Source organism: Candidatus Atribacteria bacterium (assembly GCA_011056645.1).
Taxonomy (GTDB): domain Bacteria; phylum Atribacterota; class Phoenicimicrobiia; order Phoenicimicrobiales; family Phoenicimicrobiaceae; genus Sediminicultor; species Sediminicultor quartus.
Genome location: DSEL01000211.1, coordinates 1 through 18,451, shown reverse-complemented (window position 1 = coordinate 18,451; position 18,451 = coordinate 1). Strand labels below are relative to the sequence as shown.

At 33.5% G+C, this 18,451-nt stretch carries 23 protein-coding genes and 1 tRNA gene; 7 read left to right on the top strand and 17 right to left on the bottom strand.

Going from position 1 to position 18,451, the window contains the following annotated elements; genetic code table 11:
- Nucleotides 1-366: hypothetical protein (locus ENO17_09860; protein HER25336.1), on the bottom strand; the 366-nt coding region annotated here is incomplete at its 3' end.
- Between the two features lie 232 nt (nt 367-598).
- The gene (locus ENO17_09855) at nt 599-1,036 is read right to left on the bottom strand and encodes a DUF3795 domain-containing protein (GenBank protein HER25335.1); all 438 of its coding nucleotides are present in this window, start codon (nt 1,034-1,036) and stop codon (nt 599-601) included.
- A 278-nt stretch (nt 1,037-1,314) separates the two neighbouring features.
- Here ENO17_09855 and ENO17_09850 point away from each other — a divergent pair, with 278 nt between their 5' ends.
- The 5 genes from ENO17_09850 to arsB are packed head-to-tail and all read left to right on the top strand — an operon-like array spanning nt 1,315 to nt 5,125.
- The gene (locus ENO17_09850) at nt 1,315-2,481 is read left to right on the top strand and encodes a permease (GenBank protein HER25334.1); all 1,167 of its coding nucleotides are present in this window, start codon (nt 1,315-1,317) and stop codon (nt 2,479-2,481) included.
- A gap of 28 nt (nt 2,482-2,509) precedes the next feature.
- The gene (locus ENO17_09845; GenBank protein ID HER25333.1) at nt 2,510-2,791 is read left to right on the top strand and encodes a thioredoxin family protein; all 282 of its coding nucleotides are present in this window, start codon (nt 2,510-2,512) and stop codon (nt 2,789-2,791) included.
- Between the two features lie 33 nt (nt 2,792-2,824).
- Entirely contained in the window at nt 2,825-3,247 is a 423-nt protein-coding gene (locus ENO17_09840) for a thioredoxin (protein ID HER25332.1), read from the top strand.
- A complete protein-coding gene (locus tag ENO17_09835; GenBank protein ID HER25331.1) occupies nt 3,247-3,948 on the top strand; it encodes a cytochrome C biogenesis protein in 702 nt (233 codons plus the stop codon). Before ENO17_09840 ends, ENO17_09835 begins: the two co-directional genes overlap by 1 nt.
- A 13-nt stretch (nt 3,949-3,961) precedes the next feature.
- Nucleotides 3,962-5,125 carry an ACR3 family arsenite efflux transporter gene (gene arsB, locus ENO17_09830; protein ID HER25330.1) on the top strand — a complete coding sequence of 388 codons (1,164 nt, stop codon included), beginning with the start codon at nt 3,962-3,964 and terminating at the stop codon, nt 5,123-5,125.
- 382 nt (nt 5,126-5,507) lie between these two features.
- Here arsB and ENO17_09825 read toward each other — a convergent pair whose 3' ends face one another.
- The 11 genes from ENO17_09825 to ENO17_09775 all read right to left on the bottom strand — a co-directional run bounded on the left by ENO17_09825 (nt 5,508) and on the right by ENO17_09775 (nt 14,620).
- A complete protein-coding gene (locus ENO17_09825) occupies nt 5,508-6,254 on the bottom strand; it encodes a 4Fe-4S binding protein (protein ID HER25329.1) in 747 nt (248 codons plus the stop codon).
- 496 nt (nt 6,255-6,750) lie between these two features.
- The gene (locus ENO17_09820; protein HER25328.1) at nt 6,751-7,194 is read right to left on the bottom strand and encodes a DMT family transporter; all 444 of its coding nucleotides are present in this window, start codon (nt 7,192-7,194) and stop codon (nt 6,751-6,753) included.
- Between the two features lie 458 nt (nt 7,195-7,652).
- Nucleotides 7,653-7,730: transfer RNA gene (locus ENO17_09815), tRNA-Pro, on the bottom strand.
- A 126-nt stretch (nt 7,731-7,856) separates the two neighbouring features.
- The gene (locus ENO17_09810; protein HER25327.1) at nt 7,857-8,390 is read right to left on the bottom strand and encodes a biotin transporter BioY; all 534 of its coding nucleotides are present in this window, start codon (nt 8,388-8,390) and stop codon (nt 7,857-7,859) included.
- A 78-nt stretch (nt 8,391-8,468) separates the two neighbouring features.
- Nucleotides 8,469-9,431, bottom strand: coding sequence for a biotin--[acetyl-CoA-carboxylase] ligase (locus tag ENO17_09805; protein HER25326.1), 963 nt, complete (start codon nt 9,429-9,431; stop codon nt 8,469-8,471).
- Between the two features lie 46 nt (nt 9,432-9,477).
- Nucleotides 9,478-9,885 (bottom strand): hypothetical protein, encoded by a 408-nt coding sequence (locus ENO17_09800; protein ID HER25325.1) that lies wholly within the window; start codon nt 9,883-9,885, stop codon nt 9,478-9,480.
- A 97-nt stretch (nt 9,886-9,982) separates the two neighbouring features.
- On the bottom strand, nt 9,983-10,618 hold the full coding sequence (locus tag ENO17_09795) for a deoxynucleoside kinase (GenBank protein ID HER25324.1): 636 nt from the start codon (nt 10,616-10,618) through the stop codon (nt 9,983-9,985).
- Nucleotides 10,615-11,244 carry a deoxynucleoside kinase gene (locus tag ENO17_09790; GenBank protein ID HER25323.1) on the bottom strand — a complete coding sequence of 210 codons (630 nt, stop codon included), beginning with the start codon at nt 11,242-11,244 and terminating at the stop codon, nt 10,615-10,617. Before ENO17_09790 ends, ENO17_09795 begins: the two co-directional genes overlap by 4 nt.
- A gap of 4 nt (nt 11,245-11,248) precedes the next feature.
- The gene (locus ENO17_09785) at nt 11,249-12,103 is read right to left on the bottom strand and encodes a lipoate--protein ligase family protein (GenBank protein HER25322.1); all 855 of its coding nucleotides are present in this window, start codon (nt 12,101-12,103) and stop codon (nt 11,249-11,251) included.
- 249 nt (nt 12,104-12,352) lie between these two features.
- Nucleotides 12,353-13,963: a carbon starvation protein A gene (locus ENO17_09780; protein ID HER25321.1), complete on the bottom strand. Its 1,611-nt coding sequence runs from the start codon at nt 13,961-13,963 to the stop codon at nt 12,353-12,355.
- Nucleotides 13,964-14,071: 108 nt separating this feature from the next.
- The gene (locus tag ENO17_09775) at nt 14,072-14,620 is read right to left on the bottom strand and encodes a hypothetical protein (GenBank protein ID HER25320.1); all 549 of its coding nucleotides are present in this window, start codon (nt 14,618-14,620) and stop codon (nt 14,072-14,074) included.
- 250 nt (nt 14,621-14,870) lie between these two features.
- On the opposite strand from ENO17_09775, the gene ENO17_09770 reads away from it, so the two are divergent.
- The gene (locus tag ENO17_09770; GenBank protein ID HER25319.1) at nt 14,871-15,173 is read left to right on the top strand and encodes a hypothetical protein; all 303 of its coding nucleotides are present in this window, start codon (nt 14,871-14,873) and stop codon (nt 15,171-15,173) included.
- 86 nt (nt 15,174-15,259) lie between these two features.
- Entirely contained in the window at nt 15,260-16,456 is a 1,197-nt protein-coding gene (locus ENO17_09765) for a hypothetical protein (GenBank protein HER25318.1), read from the top strand.
- Here the strand turns inward: ENO17_09765 and ENO17_09760 are convergent.
- The 4 genes from ENO17_09760 to ENO17_09745 are packed head-to-tail and all read right to left on the bottom strand — an operon-like array spanning nt 16,445 to nt 18,363.
- The gene (locus tag ENO17_09760) at nt 16,445-16,891 is read right to left on the bottom strand and encodes a GIY-YIG nuclease family protein (GenBank protein ID HER25317.1); all 447 of its coding nucleotides are present in this window, start codon (nt 16,889-16,891) and stop codon (nt 16,445-16,447) included. The two genes, ENO17_09765 and ENO17_09760, sit on opposite strands and share 12 nt — an antisense overlap.
- Before the next feature lie 7 nt (nt 16,892-16,898).
- Nucleotides 16,899-17,192: a DUF89 family protein gene (locus ENO17_09755; protein HER25316.1), complete on the bottom strand. Its 294-nt coding sequence runs from the start codon at nt 17,190-17,192 to the stop codon at nt 16,899-16,901.
- Between the two features lie 41 nt (nt 17,193-17,233).
- The gene (locus tag ENO17_09750; GenBank protein HER25315.1) at nt 17,234-17,788 is read right to left on the bottom strand and encodes a flavin reductase family protein; all 555 of its coding nucleotides are present in this window, start codon (nt 17,786-17,788) and stop codon (nt 17,234-17,236) included.
- 50 nt (nt 17,789-17,838) lie between these two features.
- Nucleotides 17,839-18,363 (bottom strand): hypothetical protein, encoded by a 525-nt coding sequence (locus ENO17_09745; GenBank protein HER25314.1) that lies wholly within the window; start codon nt 18,361-18,363, stop codon nt 17,839-17,841.
- Nucleotides 18,364-18,451 lie beyond the last annotated feature (88 nt).

The following is an 18,451-nucleotide window of genomic DNA, read 5'->3' as shown; positions in this document are numbered from 1 at the left end:
CTGTCCGGATTGTTTCAATTCTCCCTCAACAACTGAAAAATTTTCACCTGCCTTCCCTTCATAAATAATTCCCGCAGATTTTATTTCCAGGTGTAAAGTGTTATCTTTAAAAATAATTTCTTCAACGGGAATACCGGTTGCTCCCTGATCTGGACTATCTAATGTTGCAGTCAGGGTCCCATCGGGATTTCCCAATATTTTGAAGATAATCCTAAGCTCTGTCCCAGAAACTTTCAACTTGCCCTCCCAGATACCCTCGATAGCGGAAACAGAAAAAATTTGTTCTTGAGCTAACGCCGTGCAAAAAATGCTTCCGATAATTATTAGCATAAAACCTATTAAAATAAAAAACAAAACTCTATCCATCTTTTTTTATAACCTCTTCGCTCCTTTTTATTTTCAAAAATTATTAATCCGTAACACCTGAATAAAGATTATACATAATTGTCAATAAAAATAATTTTAAAATCTTCTTAATTTTTTATTCTATAAAATAAACAAAAATCCTCTTTTTCAAGAAAAACATTCAATTTATCAACTAAACTTCTCTGAATTGAATTAATTCAACTCTCGCTAAAAATTAAATATTTTTCTTCCTTTAACTATATCTTTTGCCATGAATAAATTTCTCGGTCCCTTGCTTTTTAATTTTCCTTAGATTTTTTAGATGGGCATCTTCATGAATCGGTTTTAAGAAATTTAATTTGGTGCAAGTTTCAAACTCTTCACATTCCCAGCAGCCCAGAATATTCTTTTTTTCACAACATTTTTTAATTTTACAAAATGGCGGCCCGCCTCCATCTCTACAAACTTTACTACAACGTAACCTTACCATTGCGCCCAAAACAGTATAACATTGTTCATAGTCTTTAAATTCTTTAAAGTATTTAGTTAACCCCTTGGAGACACGGTCAAACTTTTCTTGTCTTAATTTTTTCCTCAGATCTCTGGCTAAATCTGCAATCTCTCCCTTATAATTGACACAATCTCCACAATAAAGTCCGCAATAAGCAACTAACTTTTTATCTTCCTTCATCGAGCTTGATCCTTCCTTTCTTTTACGATCTTTTCATTCGCTGTTTCCTTCTTAGGATATATTTATAATCAATTAGTAATTTTCATCTTACCTTATCTATACTGCAAAAATAGTAAAAATCCTCTTTTTATGAAAAATAAAATATTATGATTTACTTTTAATATGCTAGTGGAAGGTATTGTTGTTTTTTTCGATATTTTATACATGGCATATTGACAATAATATGCATACATGATAATATGCTCATATATTACTTAGAGAAAATAGAAAAGGAAACAATGAAGAAAAAATATAATTTTTTAATTATTTCTGGAGTATTTACTTTTTTTTATTATATGCCATTTGGTCATTTCGAAATGCCACAAGTATTATTAGAATCTTTATTAATGGCCCAGGAGTATGCACAAAAACATGTATTATTATGTTTGATTCCCGCATTTTTTATTGCCGGGGCAATTGCCAATTTTATCAGTCAAGAAAATATTATAAAATATTTTGGCGCAGAGACTAATAAATTTATCAGTTATTCAATTGCCTCGATTTCCGGAACCATACTGGCGGTTTGTTCCTGCACAGTCTTACCTCTTTTTGCAGGAATCTATAAACGCGGAGCAGGAATAGGGCCAGCTACTTCCTTCCTTTATTCTGGACCTGCCATTAATATATTAGCAATTATTTTGACCGCTCGAGTATTAGGATTTGAATTGGGTTTAGCCCGCGCCATTGGAGCAATTATTTTCTCTATAGTAATCGGCTTGTCTATGCACTTTATCTTTCAAGAAGACGAAAAAGAAAAAATTAGAGACAAAAATACATTTACTAAAACTACTGTAAAAGAAGAAAGATCAATTTGGCGGATAACATTTTACTTTACAATTCTGGTAGGGATATTAGTTTTTGCCAATTGGGGAAAAGATGATTCAATTAAAATTTGGCAAACCATTTATAATTTTAAATGGGTACTCACCGGTATCCTTTTAATTATTTTAACCTGGATGCTTATTAAATGGTTTAGCAAAGATGAATTGATTCCATGGGCAAGTTCAAGTTGGGATTTTGCCAAACAAATATTACCTCTTTTGCTGGGAGGTGTATTGGTAGCAGGACTTTTATTTGGAAGACCCGAAAGTGAAGGATTAATTCCAACAATATGGATAGAAAATTTAGTAGGTGGAAATAGCTTATGGTCAAATTTATTTGCTTCGATAGCTGGTGCTTTGATGTATTTTGCTACCCTTACCGAAATACCTATTTTACAGGGACTATTGAGTGCAGGAATGAATAAAGGCCCGGCTTTAGCTCTTTTGCTGGCTGGTCCGGCATTGAGTCTGCCCAATATGTTAGTTATAAGAAGCATTATAGGCACTAAAAAAACATTAGTATTTATCTCTCTGGTGATAATAATGGCAACATTTAGCGGAATGTTGTTCGGCTATTTTTTTTAAAATACAAAATTATAAGGAGTCATAAAAAATGAAAATTGAAATTTTAGGAACAGGATGTCCTAAATGTAAAAAATTAAATGAATTAACGCAGGAAGTCATAAAAGAGCTGGGTATAACAGCAGAGATCTCAAAAGTAACTAACCTCAACGAAATTATTGATTACGGGGTTATGGTTACCCCGGCTTTAGTTATCAATGGAGTTGTAAAGGTAGCAGGTAGAACTCCTAATAAAGAAGAAATTATCAGGTGGGTCAAGGGGAATAATGCTGAAGGTGATAAAAAATCAGGATGTTCATGCAATTCTTGCTAAATGCGAAAATAAAATAAGGAAGGGGTTTACTAAATGAATAGAAAAAAATACATTTATATAATAATTTTTTTGCTACTTTTGACTGCTGCCTTTGGCTTTAAAAAGATATCTAATAATAATGAAGCTAATTTAAATGAAACTACTCTAACCCAGGAAAGTATAAAAACCGAAGATATAAAAGTAACCTTTGTAGAGCTTGGATCGGTTGGCTGTATCCCTTGCGATAAGATGCAGCCAATTATGAAAGAAATCGCAGAAGAATACAAAGGACAGGTAAAAGTGGTTTTTCACGATGTGAAGACCGCAGAAGGCAAACCTTATATTAAGGAATTTAGTATTAGGGCAATCCCTACTCAGGTCTTTCTGGATAAAGATGGGAATGAATACTTCAGGCATCTAGGTTTTTTTGCCAAAGACGAATTAATTAAAGTTCTTAAAACACAAGGAGTCAATTAATGATACTTGATATTTTTGGATGGCTTTCTAATTCAATGCAATCAAACTTTATCATTGCTTTAACCGCTTCTTTATTATGGGGAATGTTAAGCATATTATTAAGTCCTTGTCATTTAGCCAGTATTCCTTTGATTATAGCGTTTATCGGGGAGCAGGGTAAGTCATCAACCAAGAGGGCTTTCTGGCTGGCAGCCTCTTTTTCTCTGGGTATTTTAACCACAATTACTGTTATCGGACTTATTACAGGACTTTTGGGTCGAATGCTTGGTGATATCGGTTCTTACGGAAATTATGTAGTAGCAATAATATTTTTTATTATAGGTCTTCATCTTTTAGAAGTTATTCAGTTACCTTTTCTGGGAAAAACTAATCAACCGGCCTTCCGGAAAAAAGGATTGTTGGCTGCTTTTGGATTAGGATTTATTTTTGGTATTGCGCTTGGTCCCTGTACTTTTGCCTATATGGCACCGATGCTGGGCATTGTATTTACAGTATCAACAACACGGCTTTACTATGGAGTTTTGCTTCTGCTTTTTTATGGGATTGGTCATTGTTCGGTTATCATTTTTGCGGGAACTTTTACCGAAATTATTCAAAATTATCTTAATTGGAATGAAAGTTCTCAAGGGGTGATAGTAGTCAAAAAAATATGTGGCGTTCTAATAATTTTAGGCGGAATATATTTAATTTGGAATATTTGAAAGGAGATTAACTATGGTTAAAGAAAAAAGGGGAGGCCTGAATGTTTTTGAAAAATATCTAACAGTATGGGTCTTGTTATGTATTGTTATTGGAATTATTTTTGGTAAGATTATTCCCGGAGTAGCAAAATATCTGGATGGATTAGCCATTTATATTGGTGAGGCACCGGTAGTTTCTATTCCGATTGCAATCTGTCTATTTTTTATGATGTATCCGATCATGGTAAAGATTGACTTCGGGGAAGTGTTAAAAGCAGGAAAATCTATTAAACCGGTTGGACTGACTTTATTCGCTAACTGGGCAATAAAACCTTTTACCATGTATGCTATATCCATCTTTTTTTTAGGTTTCCTTTTTAAAAATTTTATTGGAAGTGAGGCAATAGATTTAGTAAAACTTCCACCTGGAGCAGATTGGGTAGTAGGGACTATTCATGGGGCTGGAACTGTAGTGGTAAACAATGGGATGAAATTGCTCGAAATTCCTCTGTGGAGAAGTTTTCTTGCTGGAAATATCTTATTGGGAATTGCCCCCTGTACAGCTATGGTCTTAGTTTGGGGTTTCTTAGCGAAAGGGAACGATGGACATACGCTGGTTATGGTGGCAATAAATTCTCTAACTATGCTTTTTCTTTATGGGCCACTTGGCGGATTCTTACTTGGTGTAGGAAGATTACCTGTCCCCTGGCAAGCCTTACTTCTTTCTATCAGTATTTATGTTGCCCTGCCATTGGTGGCAGGTTATTTTTCCAGAAAATGGATTATAAATGTAAAAGGGGAAAAATGGTTTAAGGAGAATTTTTTACACCTGCTTACTCCGGTATCTATTGTTGCTCTATTATTTACTCTAATCCTTCTTTTTTCCTTTAAAGGAGATGTCATTTTAACTAAACCTTTAACCATACTATGGATAGCTATTCCACTTTTTATCCAAACTAACCTTATCTTTTTTCTAACTTATGGATTAGCAAAACTATTGAAACTGAACTATGAAGATGCTGCTCCTTCTGCCTTAATTGGGGCGAGTAATCATTTTGAAGTAGCCATTGCTACAGCTGTTATGATTTTTGGATTATCTTCTGGTGCTGCTTTAGCAACAGTAGTAGGGGTTTTAATCGAAGTTCCGGTTATGTTGATGCTGGTTTCAATCTGCAAAAGAACACGAAATTTCTTTTAAGGCTAAATATATAATTTAGACAGTACATTTATCAAAAATAAGAAATTAAAAAAATATTAAGCGATCTTTTACTATAGTTTTTTCAAGAAATAACTTATCGGTAAATTCTTTTTCAATTTTCTTAAATTTTCCAAATGGTCGGCCAGACAAAACGATTTTCGAACTTTTTGTATGAGTGAGGATACTGAAAAAGTGTATCGGAATTTAAAAGAAGTAATCAATATTTGATATTAATATTGATTATTAAATCCATTACAAAAAGTTAGAAAAAGTTATCGGATTATTGACCTGATATACCCTCCCCTATTTATCTATTTTAAAAATAAAATATTAATTCTCCAAGAAAATGGAATGTGTCTCTACTTTTTTCCATTTATTTTTATTACTGGAGATGTTTTTTGCACTTCCAGGAGTACTTTATTGCCCCGTTTGAACAATTATCAATACAGGTGCCACATAGAATACATTCTGCATTCTCCATAGAACTGTTTTTTACCATCTTGCTAACCTCTAAACTCATAGGACAATTCTTATCGCATATCTTACATTGTTTACATTTATCACTTGTAGATTCTAAATGAAGCGAAGGCCACTTGAAGTAATTTTTTATTTTAATACCAATGACCATAAATGGCGCCATCCAGCAGACATAATGACAGAAAGCTCTCTTTCCAGCTGTGAACGATAGAATCACGAATAGACCCACAATGGTAAAGTACATCATATAAGCAGCAGGTTCAGATACTGATATTCCGGTTTCAGTCAGATGCAATGGGTTTACAGTATGAAATCCTCCAGCTAATATCGCCATAATGATAATAATGCTAATCCAGGGGATCCAAATGAAGTATTTTATCCAATTGAGCCTTCCTCCTCGAGCTCTTTTATCATTGACTGTAAAACACCACTCTTGAATGCCGGCTCCTGGGCACACCCATCCGCAGTAAGCTCTACCAAGAAATAGTGATACAATAAATAAAAGTGCAAAGGTAATAAAACTACCTGCAATAATCCCTTGTGAAGCACCGTCAATGATGATGTAGGGAGAAAAATAGCTTATGGTAAGAGGAAATAATAAAAACGAAATTAAGATTATAGCTTTTCGGGTTTTTTGTCTTCTAGTCATGATTGATCCTCCTTTTCATTTACAGCATCAAGCCAGCCAAGGATGGCTAACAGTTTTCTCAGTATCATTTCAGCTAGGCTTGCGTATAACTTTTTTATATCCGAACTCAGGTTCCTTGTTTCAGTTTATATTTTTAATAGAATTTGTCAACATTAAGTAAAAAAGAAGCCAAGATGACCTCAAACTGAAATTTAAAATGTATATAAAATAAAGATTTTATTTTAGAGAAAAATAGTTAACGGCGTGCTTTTACACATAAGATGACAAATATCTTTTTAATTCTAGTTATTAAGTCCAATAAGGTAGTTCCTCTCAAGATAAAATGATTAAATCCTTCTTTTCATTAAAAATAAAAAGTCCTTCAGCAAAAGCCAAAAAGCTTGAAATTTTCATGGCTCTCCAAATGGATATCTGAAAGTATGCTAATTTGGGATAAGATTAAAATCAATACGTATAAAGTAAAACATAAAAAATTATAGATTATCATTATATAATTTCTCTAATTGCTATTAATTAAAAAAATTGATATCAAAAGAAGAAAAACACCTAAGATTTTTTTTAAATCAATGGTAATAGCGGGGTTGCCCATAAAACCAAAATGATCAAGGATTAATGCCAAAATAATCTGACCAAAAATCATTGAGGATAAAGTAGCTGAAACTCCGATTTTGGGGAGGATAAAAATTGGTATAGCTAAAATAAGAACACCTAAAATACCTCCAAGATATAAATACCATTGGGAAAGACCCGGAGCATTTTTTAAAGTAGCTGTTTTAGGTGAGATAGATATGATAATTATTAAAGTAATAGTACTTATAATAGTAAGAAGAAGGACTGAACCAAAATATCCTGTTTTTTTTCCTAAAGAAGAGTTTAAGGTGTTTTGAAGAGCAATAAAACTACCAGCGAGAGCACCAAATAACATAAAAAATATTGATTTCATAAGTTTTCCTTAAATTAAAAAATAAGTATTTTTCACCTAACTTTCCTGCATCTTATACATCCTGTGCTTAAGCCTGCGTAGTTATGCAATGAGAATTCGGGAATAGGCGATTTCTATAAGATTAACCTTATTATAACTTATTGTCAATTTTGCCGTCTCCTTGATATTCTGGAGCGGTTGTTCGGGTCGCGCAGATTAGTATTACCAAAACTTATCTACTGACCCTAGTAAGCTTAGTTTCTTTGTATATCTATTATAAAATTATATTTACAGTGTCTTTAGTTTATTATTTTTAAAAAGATTCCAGACATATTTAGTATAGGTGAGGCAAGCTGTATTATTACGAGCGGGTATTTAAATTATAGCTAAAAATCGAATAATTAAATCTAGATTAATATTTTTTTAATAAAAAGCCCTTCAGCAAAAAGCCAAAGGGCTAATATTCATCTATCTATAAATGGTCGGGGCGAGAGGATTTGAACCTCCGACCTCTTGGTCCCGAACCAAGCGCGCTTACCAAACTGCGCTACGCCCCGAAAGATATATATGAATTATATCATAATCATCTTTTCGAGGCTACTAATTTATTAGCGTTCAATACTATAAGAAAAATAAGGGGAATAAAGCGTATCGTAAATTTTTATTTTATTTTATTAGTATGGTTATTTTAATTCTATAACTGTTTTTAATTTACTAACAATGAAAGAAGCGGTAATTATTTTTAAAATATCCCCAGGCAAAAAGGGAAGCATTCCTAATGTTATTGCTTTCTTGACTCCTATTCCTGCAACCAAAGATAATTGAGTTATACCAAATAAATAAAGAAGTATCGTTCCCAATGAACCTACCAAAAAATAGTAAAAAATATTCTTTTCTTTTTTTAGCTCTATCATCTTACCGATAATATAAGCAGAAATTATGAATCCAAATAAAAATCCACCGGTTGGTCCAAATAAAATACCTATCCCGGCTTTAAAACCAGCAAAAACGGGTAACCCTACTACACCTAACAATACATAAATAATCTGGCTTAATGCTCCCATTACACTTCCCAGGGTCATAGCTGCAAGGAGAGTAAATAAAGTCTGTAAAGTAAAAGGGACAGGATAGATAGGAATCGAAATAAATGCTCCTATTGCCGTTAAAGCAGCAAATAATGACACTAAAATCATCTGGCGGATATTTATTTTTAACATTTTTAAATCTCCCGATTTTTATGATTAATAATTGTTAACCAGTATAATATCTTTAGTTAACGGTAATGTCAAAAAAATTTATACAACAGTCCCGGAAATTATTTTTATCAGTTTGCCGTCCTCTTTTTTTAAAACTAGGGCTCCTTCTTTATCTATGTCTACTGCTTCCCCTGTAATTATTCTCTCCCCCATATCTACCTTTACCTTTCTTCCCAGGGTATGGGAGTTTAATTTCCATTCCTTTAAAATAGAAGAAAATTCTCTTCTTTTTAAACTTTCGTAATGCTTTTCAAATTCCTGCAAGAAGGCTTGTACCAGCTTGATCCTTAAAACCTCTTTACCTGCAACTTCTTTTAAAGAAATCGTATTCTCTTGAATATCCTGGGGAAATGCTCGGTGATCTATATTTGCATTGATGCCTATTCCGACTACTACCCAGTTTATTATATCCAATTCAGCATTCATTTCGGTCAGTATTCCGCATACTTTTTTTTCATTTATTAATATATCGTTTGGCCATTTTATTTGTGGTTCAATCTGCGTGCAGATTTTGATGGCCTTCACTACCGCTACTGCAGACATTAAAGTGATTCGAGGGATGTAAGAAGGTGAAAGTTGAGGGTATAATATTATGGAGATCCAGATACCTCCGATAGGTGAAAACCATTCCCGGCCTAATCTACCCTTCCCTGCGCTCTGCCTTTCAGCAATAATTAATGTACCTTCCTTTATCTTCTCTATCCCCTGCAAGGCTTTTTCTTTAGCCATTATATTGGTAGATTTTAATTCGGGGAAATAGTATATTTCTTTACCGATATATTCTGTGTATAATTCCCTTTGAATTTCTTGGGGGATTAGAAGATCAGGGCGGGAAATCAAGCAATAACCTAAATTTTGGTCAGCTATTATCTTATAACCCATATTTTTTAATTTCTTTATCTGTTTCCAAACTGCTACCCGGGAAATCCCTAATTTTTGGGCTAAAGCTTCACCGGAAATATATCCTTTTTCTTTTAAATATTTTAAACTGTTATTGATCATTCTTTATTTCCCTTGAGGGGAACAGGAGAATCGTTCCTCTGATTCACTATTTTATACGAGAAGCTAATAATTCACTATCTTGGTCTATATCTTTAATTTGTCTAAAATCAATTACAAAAGATCCTTTGCTCTCCAATAATTTCATTAAATTCTTTAAAGTTTTATCATTTCCCATTAACCGCGGAACGATAAAAGCAATAGTTTTTTTTCTTTCCAATCCGACGCATCGTTTTATATAATCGATTAATCCAGAAGGTAAATTGCCTTTAAATGCACTTAAAGCCGAACAGCCCACAAAGACAAACTCATAAGGTAATAAATTACCGGCAACTATTCCTCTTTCCACTTTAATCACCTTTAATTCATTTCCTTTTCTTTGAATAGCAGAAAATATCTTTTTCTCAAATAATTCTAATTTTTTATCCTTTCCACTATAAATTAACGCTACTTTCAAACATTACCTCCGAGTGATACAGGGGACGGTTCTCTGTATCAATTTGGTTTAAAATATAGATTTGTTTTTAATACAGAGAACCGTCCCCTGTATCAATTTAATCAAATACTACTTTTTCTACCCCCTGGAGTTTATCCAATATTTTGTTGGCAATTAATTTTAGATGTTCCGGGCGCTTTACAAAATCCAAGTCATCAGCAGGCACATTCAAGATAGGGCAAATGGTAAAATTCTCTACCCATTCTTCATACAATTCGTTTAATTGTTTTAAATATTCCTCGGAAATAGTTTTCTCGTAATCCCTCCCTCGCAGAGAAATTCTTTTCGAAAGCGTGGGAACTGAAGCCTGAAGATAAACAATTAAATCAGGAGGAGTAAGAAATTGGGTCATTATGCTAAATAATTCCTGATAGTTTTCATAATCACGTTCCTCCATGTATCCCTGTTGATTTAAATTTTTAGCAAAAATATCCACGTCCTCATAGATACTTCTATCCTGGACTACTGAGGCAGGATTCTTTAATATTTCCTGATGATGGCGAAATCTCTTAGACAGAAAAAATATTTGGAGATGAAAACTCCACTTTTTCATATCTTTATAGAAATCCTCTAAATACGGGTTATTTTCTACTACTTCGTAATAGGCTTTCCAACCCAATCTTTTACTCAATAGGTCGGTTAAACTTGATTTGCCACAGCCTATATTCCCCGATACGATAATAAATTTCTTCATTTCAAACCATCCCCCTTGTAAATTTCATCTATCACAAATTCAAGGTCTTTATTTTTACCTACGAAATCAAGATTATTAGTTTTTATTTTAACTAATTTTATTTTTTTATAATTATCGGGATAAGAAAAAAATTCTTCATAAGCCAAATTTAATCTTCTCATATATTCAAAAGACATCTTTCGCTCAAAAGGGCGATCTCTTAGTGCTATTCTTTTCATTAACATCTCTGTGCTGGCTTGCAAGTACACAATTAAGTCCGGTCGGGGAATATCTTTCACCATAATTTCATAGAGGCGTTCATACATAGAAAGTTCATTTCCGGAAAGATTCAGATGAGCAAATATCCTATCCTTGGCAAATAAGTAATCAGAAAAAACTGACTGATTAAATAAATCTTGCTGGACTAATTCTAATTGCTGTTTATAACGGCTCAGTAAAAAAAATATTTGAGTCTGGAAGGCATACCTTTCTATATCATTATAAAAGTTAGATAAAAAGGGATTTTCTTCCACTACCTCTAAATTATATCTTGCACTAAACCTTTTGCTTAGCAATAAAACTAAACTTGTCTTTCCTGCTCCTATTGCTCCTTCAACTACAATAAATTTACTCTTAAATTTAATCATCACCCTACTCCTTTATTTTTTGGGCACCAAGCTGATCATTATTTTTCCTTTGATAATTCCACTCATAAGTCAAGTATTTATTTTCTAAAAGTTCTTGGGATATCTTTTCTTCTTCTTCGGTCAGTTTACTTTCCAGTAATCTTACCCCAAACTCTTCTTCAAACCCCCGGGGGAGGATCTCTGATAACTCGGAAAAACTTATCTTTCTCTTTAAAATCTCTTCCAAACTGGTAGCATTAAAACTGGCTTTATACCTTTCTCTTATCTGGGCTGAGGGAAAATTAAATACGGAGAACAGCTTATCTTTTTCTAATTCTATCAATAAAGAACCGTGTTGTAAAACTATTTCTTTTTTTCTCACTTGGGCAGAACCTACAATCTTTTTACCTTCTACCTGAACCTCATATTGAGAGGGTACAGAGAAACAGATTGATTTAAAATCAGAGCGGTAAATTTCAGATTTTTCTCTTAAGGGAACTAATTCTGCCGCTATTCCAATACAAGAAAGACCCTTAATGATTCCCCGGCTAATTTTCTTATAAGTCTCCAAGATAGAATGATTAACCAGGGGGTGATTTTCTTTAATGATAAAACTATAGGTTAATTCTTTATCATGAAGAACTGCCTTCCCTCCAGTAGGTCGTCGTACAATATCAATTCCCATATCTTGACAAACATCAATATCAATTTCTTTCTGTAGATCCTGAAAATAACCCAGGGATACAGCGGGGGGAGACCATTGATAAAATCTGATAGTGGGAGGAACTAAACCCTCCCGATGAGCCATCATTATTGCCTCATCAATCGCCATATTCATAAAACCGTTATGATAATTATCTTTTATTAATCGCCATTGCATCAATTTTATCCTTTCTGTTTGAATGTGATTTTTCCAGCAAGCAGATTCGATAAGTTAATCCTCACTTTAATTAGGAAATGAGTAGGTAATCTATTCCCATTCACAGTTTTTAACAAAAACAAGGCTAACAAAATAAAAAACCTGTTAGCCTTGTTTTCTGTTCTATTTATTAAAATAAGCTACCGGGACTTCATAAACCCACGATTCTTTAAAAAATTTTCTTGGTCTTAACTGTAATCTGTGAAGAAACTATTCGGCTTTCGCACTCATAGATTTGAATTTATTAATTGCCTTCATTCCTTCATTAATAACAAATCCGGCAAGTACTAACAGTATCAATGAGGTAAAACCTAATAAATAATTTCCTTTAGCAAAATTCTGGAATACCATGGTAAGTAAAGCAACTACCGTAACTACGATCATAAATATCATTGGATACAAGGTCACGGTATACTTTTTACCCATATGTGCCAACCAAGCAGTTGCCCCTAATAAAGCTAAACCTGCCAGAAGTTGATTGGAAGCTCCAAATACCGGCCAGATAGCACTCCATGTACCGCTTAAGGCAAGTGCTCCACCAAATATTACTGTAATAATAGTGGCTACATATTTATTAGAAAGGGATGGAGCCCATTCAGCTGTTAATTCTTCTAAGGCGTATCTGCCTAATCTGGTAGCTGTATCCAGGGTAGTAAGCAAGAATGCAGATACGGTTAAAGCACCGAAAGCTATCCCCGTTTGTTCTGGTAATCCTAGATTAGCTAAAAAGTTTCCCATTCCATGAGCAAATACACCAACCGGACCGCCCCAATTAGCTAATCCCTCTGCTAATCCGGCCTTGGTTAGCATAGCAGCAGTACCTAAAGCAATCGTAGCTAATACACCTTCTAATAACATGCCTCCATAACCAATAATCTTAGCATCTGATTCTTTATTTAATTGTTTTGAAGTTGTTCCTGATGCACAAAGAGAATGGAATCCGGAAATTGCTCCACAAGCAATGATGACGAATAGCATGGGGAACAGGTAACCTACTGGTTGTTTAAAGGCAGTAAAAGCAGGGAGTTCTAATTTTGGAGCTCCCAAAAGTATGCCTATTACTGCTCCGCCTAAGGCAGTATATAACAAGAATGAAGATAAGTAGTCTCGGGGTTGTAATAAAATCCAAACAGGCATAGCCGAGGCAAAGAACACGTATACCAGTAAAAGGTAAATCCAAGTTTTAGCACCCAAAGAAAAAGGTGCTACTAAACCTATCCAAATGGATAAAAATAACAAAATTACCCCAATAACAGTTACAATGCCAAGAGATGCCCCTTTACGGTAAAGGGCAAAACCCATTCCTACCGCGATGATCATAAACAGAATGGAAGCAGTAGCTACAGAGGGGTTAGCAGCAAAGGTATTGGCTACCAAAATAGCAAACACTGCTATGACTAACACTAAAGCCAACCAAACAAAAATTAAAAATAATATCTTTGCACTTTTGCCAACATTTTTGCCGACCACTTCTCCAACTGTTTTACCCTCGTGCCTGACCGAGGAAATAAGAGACATAAAATCATGTACACCACCAATAAAAATGCTCCCTAAAACAATCCATAAAAAACAAGGTAGCCATCCAAAGACAGAAGCTTGAATTGGCCCTAAAATGGGTCCTCCTCCTGCAATGGATGCAAAATGATGCCCCATTAGCACCGGGGCTTTTGCTGGAATGTAATCCACGCCATCGGTCATGGTGTGGGCTGGAGTCTTTTTGCTGTCATCTATTCCGACCAGTTTTCCTAAATAGCCTCCGTAAGTTTTAAGTGCAATGGCAAAAGCTACCAAAGCTATAAGAATTAAAATCAAGAGACTCATCTACAAAACCTCCTTTTCTTTAAATAAAAAATATTAATAAAATAAAGTAATAGATCAAATTTCTTTGTCCCGGTAACTTATGACTCTCTCTAAAACAAACCAAAATTATTAAGCTCTATCACCTCCCAATTCAGAGTCAGATTTTATCTTATAAGCAGAAAGTACTTCTTCCCCCTTTTGATTAGAATACAACTCTTCTTTCTTTAAATCAACTAATATAAGTCTAATGTCACACCATCCCTTGATCCCCAATAAGAAGGATTTGGAAAATTTAAACTTTTTGGCAAAATTAACTGCTTCTTCGGAAAAACCAGAAATAGACACCAATACTCCGTTTATAATAGTAGACATAATATTCATCGAAGGAGCGAAAGGTTTATCAGTCAAAGATTTCAGATATGTAGTAAATTCTTCTAACTCATTTTTATTTACAAATCTTTTTTCTGCCTTAACTATCGCATATTCCTTGGTATAATGTTGATCAATTTTTATATTTTTAGTTAGAACTTGACGAAAATGTTCGGTAGAAGATAGGGCGCAAATATCAACTTTTAGTCCGGATATTTCTTTATCTCTCTCTAATTCGTAATAATATTTAAAGCGATCTTCCAAATCTTGTAAATATGTTTCTAATTTATTCGGTTTATTTTCTTCCACTATTATTTCCCTAACTCATCTAATTATATTTTGTATCATGATTATCTTAGTTTTATTCGACAAAATTTTTAAAAACCCTCTTTTTTTAAAAAAATATTTTTAAATTTCTTTGTAACCGGTGTATAAAACATTTTTAATCTTTTTGAAGAATTGTTGCTTATAACTATGTTATAATAAATAATAACATCAAAAAGCTATCTTAGATTAATTTATTTTCATTTATTGTACTAATTTTCAAGGAGGCATTAAAATGAGCACTGATTTTTTTAAAAAACTGATTGGAAAAAGAGAAGAAAATTCTTCGGGATTTCTCTGGATTTATAGCCAGTGTGACCAGTGTGAAGAAAAGTTTAGAACTCTTATCAGGAAAAATAATGATCTTACCCCCACCTATAAAGATGAAGGACCGGCCTATATATTAAAGAAAGAATTAATCGGAGCTTCCTGTCCCAACCGAATAAATTTGCATTTGGAATTCGATAGAAATTACCAAAAGATATCGGAAAAAATTACTGGCGGCCGTTTTATTTCCCAGGAAGAATATCAATCCTGACCTTTCCACAATATTTATTAATTAATCAAGGGTTAGGTGAATAATTTTTTAAAAGATATTTATGAGTATTTAAAGGAGAAAATGAAGTGGAAAAAGAAGAATATTTAGGCAGAGCCAAAGAACATCTCTTTATGACTGGAATTAATGATAGTGCCACCAAACTATGTTCTGCTAATATGGCTTATGGAATCGCTAAAATTCAATTTCTCCAGGAAAAACTCGGTTTAAATCCCGACGCAACTTTTATATCTACTCCTGATGCCACTATTACTAGAAATGTAGAAAGATGGAAAAATGGTTTTAGTTATGGTGGAAAAATTGAATGGGGAGATGGGGCATTGGAATTAATAATATTAGATGTTTTACCTAATGCCTGTGGAATGCTGGTAGGTGGTTTAGAAAAACTTCCAGAAATAGAAACTTTAATTAATAAAGTGACCAAACTTTCAGCCAAAAATTCGGAAATAAAAGTTGAAGGGATAAAAGTTATCTGGGATTTCGGTAAAGGGAATCATTTTATTGATGTATTTGAGGTAAGAAATATCACCGGAGTTGAAGATTTTCCCCCTTATATGTTTATTGTTCATGGAGCAGGTGATGAGTTAAGAGACGATAACCAAAGGGGTTATGGTCTATACTATTATCGGAGTAAAAAATTAGAGGAAATTGCCGAAAAAATAGATACTCCCTTCGGTAAAATTAGATTCCTAACCGGGAAGAACGCCACAGGATATTACCAACAGTATAGATTTGTGGAAGATTTTTCCAAGAAAAGAAGAATCGAGTTTGCCAAAAGATTGTTTGGAGATTTTAAAACAATCTTTAATGAGACTCACCAGGGGTTAGCCGATATAAATACTATGCTCCTGGGTTGTCATAGTATAAAAAACAATCAGATCTTACCTATTACCTTACGGGGGGATTTACCGGCATACCTGGTGCATGGTAAACCTTCTTTTAGTCAAGAACAGATTGAAAACTTGGGTTTTGCCAAAAGAGCTAAAAAACTTGGTTTAATGAAAAAACTGAAAAATGCCAATGTTGTCCCTCATGGTGGTGGATATCATTTTCCAGATTTATTGAATGTATTAAGTGTGGTTGAAAATGATGGGGAGAGATATTTCTTGATGGATTTAAATAACGACCGAGGGAAAAAGGCAATTAAAGAAGTGAGAGAAATGCCTTATGATTACAGAGGAAGAATGGTAGTATTGCGTACCCTGGAGTTAGGCTTGGCTGAAGTTGTAACTAAATTAATCCCATTGTATGTATTAAAAATATAAATTCTGAAAGGAATAGTAAACAGAAAATCCTATTTCTTTTAAGATCTTTTCTGCTTTCATTTTGTCTTTTATAAAGAATAAATGAGTTAAACACTTACAGTATGAAGAAGCAAAACCCTTTTTAATTATTTTGATAGCTGGATCTTGACAAAACAATTCCGCAGCTTGGCATTCCACCTTTTTATCTATAGTCCAAATCTGCAATATCTTCACGTTTTTATTCTTTAAAAGATAGTCAATATGCCAAAATATTCTTTTCTCTTTTCTTAAGTGTCTTTGTAATCGTTTCTCTAAACAACCTTTAGCGGAACCAATATAAAGATAATCTCCTTTTTTAAAAGACACCTTTCCTAATTGACCTACTCTGATTTTTAAATCTTCAGTTACATATATTGCTAATATATAAGTAGCTTCTGATTGATCTTTTAACAACATTTAGAGCTTACTTTCGCCTACCTAACAAAACCACATCTCCTAAATTACAACCAACGTCTTTAGCTATTACCGGACACTTTGCCCTAAATAGAAAAAATATAGATTTATCTTCTTCGGAGAGTGATTCATAATTTCCCTGGCCTTTACTGATAATCAATTCTGCGTTCTGATACAATTTCATAAATTCCGAAGAGCAATATTTTAATATGGTCCCAGGCGCATCTGATCCGCTCGAGACAATTTTAGCTACTTCAGAGACTTGTCTGTAAAAACAGGGGATACAATCTAAATAAGTTTTCATTTATTATTTTTTTACTCCTACTTCTACTCCTGATAAATTTATTACCTTTTCCCTACATATCTTCCTAACCCAAAATAAGCTCCATGAATATAAAACAAAGGATCTAATTGTCCTTTTTGTTTAGCAAAATCTTTTAAAAAAAGTTCCTGGTCTATTGATATCGCTACTACTTCTCCAACTATAATAACTCTGGTTTTGGTTATTTCGAAAATGCTCAGTAGCTTACACTCAAAATGAGATTTACACTCTGCAATCAAAGAGGGCTTTATTTGGGATGCTGGAATCGGAGTAAAATTTGCTTTTTCAAATTCATCTATCTCAGCAGGAAAGTTTATTCCGGTAAGATTTACCTGTTCTAACATAGAAGCTGAAGGAACATTTAAGACAAATTCTCCTGTTTCTACAATATTTCGGTAAGTATCTCTATTTTTATCTGAACCAATTGCATAAATAGGAGGATCATAAGAGACTGGCATAACCATACCATAAGGAGCAATATTCTTTACTCTGCTCTTACTCGTTGTTGAAATCAGATAAACCGGAATACCTGGTGAGGCAACCGGTGAATCATTTAAGGGAATTTCTATTTTATTCATTTTTTTTACTTCCTTTCTTTAATTTTTTTGCATTTTATTTTTAATTTTAGTTACCTACCTTCTGCTATTTTATAATTCCTCTTAGTTAAATATTCTCCTAATAATTTTGAAGTTATAATCACTAAAGGTAAAGAAACTAATAATCTTATGGCAGTAAATTTTACCCCCATAAAGGAAGCTTCATACAAAGTCATGGGGATTCTACAAATTGCTGCAGCTCCTATATAGGTAAAAATAATACTAAGCTTTGCTCCTTTATTATATAAGGAATAAGCAACTGGAAATGCTACTAATAGTCCACCGGCAATGGTTCCAGCAATCAATATAACCCATAAATATCCCCTAATGCCAGACTCTTTACCTAAATGTTTTTCAATGACTTCTTTTTTTACCCATACTTCAAATAGTCCTATCAATATAAAAGCACAAGGGAGTATTTTTAGCATATATAATAAAAAAGAAATTAAGTTAAAAGCAATTTCTCTCCCTGAATTATATCCGAATATAAAGGATATAATTAAAAAAAGAAAATAAATTGATACAGCAGCTATTTTTAGTTTAACATTTTTTTTCATTGAAAGATCTCCCCAAAAAAAATGCCAGTTATCACAGCCACAATAAGGGCAATAAAAAAGCTGATGACATTGCGTATTACAGTTACTT

Coding starts and splice junctions, on each gene's coding strand:
- ENO17_09790 (HER25323.1), bottom strand. CDS start 11,244: ATGATTAAATTTAAGAGTAAATTTATTGTAGTTGAAGGAGCAATAGGA.
- ENO17_09745 (HER25314.1), bottom strand. CDS start 18,363: ATGAAAAAAAATGTTAAACTAAAAATAGCTGCTGTATCAATTTATTTT.
- ENO17_09795 (HER25324.1), bottom strand. CDS start 10,618: ATGAAGAAATTTATTATCGTATCGGGGAATATAGGCTGTGGCAAATCA.
- ENO17_09805 (HER25326.1), bottom strand. CDS start 9,431: ATGATCAATAACAGTTTAAAATATTTAAAAGAAAAAGGATATATTTCC.
- ENO17_09835 (HER25331.1), top strand. CDS start 3,247: ATGATACTTGATATTTTTGGATGGCTTTCTAATTCAATGCAATCAAAC.
- ENO17_09750 (HER25315.1), bottom strand. CDS start 17,788: ATGAATAAAATAGAAATTCCCTTAAATGATTCACCGGTTGCCTCACCA.
- ENO17_09760 (HER25317.1), bottom strand. CDS start 16,891: ATGTTGTTAAAAGATCAATCAGAAGCTACTTATATATTAGCAATATAT.
- ENO17_09780 (HER25321.1), bottom strand. CDS start 13,963: ATGAGTCTCTTGATTTTAATTCTTATAGCTTTGGTAGCTTTTGCCATT.
- arsB (HER25330.1), top strand. CDS start 3,962: ATGGTTAAAGAAAAAAGGGGAGGCCTGAATGTTTTTGAAAAATATCTA.
- ENO17_09820 (HER25328.1), bottom strand. CDS start 7,194: ATGAAATCAATATTTTTTATGTTATTTGGTGCTCTCGCTGGTAGTTTT.
- ENO17_09850 (HER25334.1), top strand. CDS start 1,315: ATGAAGAAAAAATATAATTTTTTAATTATTTCTGGAGTATTTACTTTT.
- ENO17_09855 (HER25335.1), bottom strand. CDS start 1,036: ATGAAGGAAGATAAAAAGTTAGTTGCTTATTGCGGACTTTATTGTGGA.
- ENO17_09845 (HER25333.1), top strand. CDS start 2,510: ATGAAAATTGAAATTTTAGGAACAGGATGTCCTAAATGTAAAAAATTA.
- ENO17_09785 (HER25322.1), bottom strand. CDS start 12,103: ATGCAATGGCGATTAATAAAAGATAATTATCATAACGGTTTTATGAAT.
- ENO17_09840 (HER25332.1), top strand. CDS start 2,825: ATGAATAGAAAAAAATACATTTATATAATAATTTTTTTGCTACTTTTG.
- ENO17_09755 (HER25316.1), bottom strand. CDS start 17,192: ATGAAAACTTATTTAGATTGTATCCCCTGTTTTTACAGACAAGTCTCT.
- ENO17_09770 (HER25319.1), top strand. CDS start 14,871: ATGAGCACTGATTTTTTTAAAAAACTGATTGGAAAAAGAGAAGAAAAT.
- ENO17_09810 (HER25327.1), bottom strand. CDS start 8,390: ATGTTAAAAATAAATATCCGCCAGATGATTTTAGTGTCATTATTTGCT.